1 protein-coding gene is annotated in these 1598 nt (G+C 38.9%); it reads right to left on the bottom strand.

All coding sequences use genetic code 11. The features are described from left to right. Positions 1-195: 195 nt before the first annotated feature. The gene (locus ACSZOX_RS22345; protein WP_437922467.1) at positions 196-1239 is read right to left on the bottom strand and encodes a Fic family protein; all 1044 of its coding nucleotides are present in this window, start codon (positions 1237-1239) and stop codon (positions 196-198) included. Positions 1240-1598: the final 359 nt, after the last annotated feature.

Genomic DNA, 1598 nt, shown 5'->3' with positions numbered 1-1598 from the left:
TGCCCCCAAAGCTGCTGGGCGATATTACCGTTAAATTGCGGTGCGGTAAGCTGTGCTCCCGCTGTATTTACATTGTAATTCAGCAGTTCGGTAAACTGGGGAGCAGAGACCACTGCCCCTCAATGTATGCATACAGTTTGATTAGGCGATGAGCGGATATGATCTAATCTGACCCGATTATATTATTTCCCGAGCTTAAATGATCGTATAATTAGTTCCAGGGCCTGTCCCTTCTTTGATAATTAATTTTTGATCTATCAATATTTTTAACTCACGTTTCACTGTTGCAGAAGAGAGATCTAGTTTTGTAGCAATATCACCCGTCTTGATGCCAGGATACACCTCAATTAATTTCAAAATATTGTTGGTACGTGTGGCAAGACTTTTTTCAACACCATGTTTCTCCAATTTGTTCATTAGAGATTCTGTTACATTAATGAGTGCTTTTAAAAAGTATTGCACCCAATCTGTCACATCTTCTCCAGGACGATTGGATTGGCATGCACGTAAGACGCGGTAATATTCATTTTTTGTGTGCTCGATCTCATGTTCCAAACTGACATATTGAATCCACTGATAGCCACATTTGCGTAAGAGTAGTGTTGCTATCAAACGACTGAGACGACCATTACCATCCTGAAATGGATGAATGGAAACAAATTCATAACTAAAAATTGCACAACGAATAAGCGGATGTACTTCCTGTTCACTATCATGCCAATCAAACATGGCGCGCATGGCACCGTCAGTTGCAAATCCGGGGGCAGTGGTTTCAAAAATAATCTGCTTTGTCCCATCTGGAAGGTTAGCTTCCACGGAGTTACTGAGTTTTTTGTAATCTCCTTTATGCCATTGATCCTTTTCGCTATGTCGCATTAGGAGATTATGTAATCCTTTTATGCCACTATCCGACACAGGAATTTCTTCATAACTTTCACTTATCAGATCAAGTACTTCAAAATAACCAACGACCTCTTGTTTGTCACGGTCTTGTATCTTTGAGATATCTATATTCTTTAGTAGAACATCTACTTCTTCATCGCTCATCTTAGAGCCTTCAATACGTGTTGAAGCTCCTACACTTCGCACAGTAGCTATTGATTTTAATTCCTTTAGTGTACGGCCTTCTCTTTTTTCAATCGCTGTCCATGCAGCATCAAATCTGTCCAACTGACTTACGAATTTAATCAATCCCCAGTCAAGCTGAAGTTTTAACGTATGTACAATTTCCTGACTCATAAATCAAATATAAAAAAATAACCTAAAAATTGAGCGGATAAGAGCCAATAAAATCCGATTATGAACTGATAAAAATCATTCCTGTATCCAGTCCACAGTGGGCACTCCTACAAAATATTACTGGCCGAGGGATTCGTGATAATCTGACCTATCAGACTTAAGTCTGCACTGGTGGTTCGATGAATTATTAAAAAAATATGTATCAAATGGAGTACTGGTTCGCGAACAGTCTACACGGGTGACCAACGATGAGATCATCTCCTCGCAAAAGATCTTTCTATATCGAAAAAAGAAATAACAACAAAAACGAGCTCCAAAACCGAAAAATTTATCCTTGTTCGGATAATAAAAAAATAGCC

This window comes from Sphingobacterium sp. LRF_L2 (assembly GCF_965644235.1).
In the GTDB taxonomy this organism is placed as follows: domain Bacteria; phylum Bacteroidota; class Bacteroidia; order Sphingobacteriales; family Sphingobacteriaceae; genus Sphingobacterium.
This window is presented reverse-complemented; position numbering and strand designations above follow the sequence as displayed.

Excerpts from the sequence above, each read along its gene's own strand:
- ACSZOX_RS22345 (WP_437922467.1), bottom strand. The coding sequence starts at position 1,239 with ATGAGTCAGGAAATTGTACATACGTTAAAACTTCAGCTTGACTGGGGA.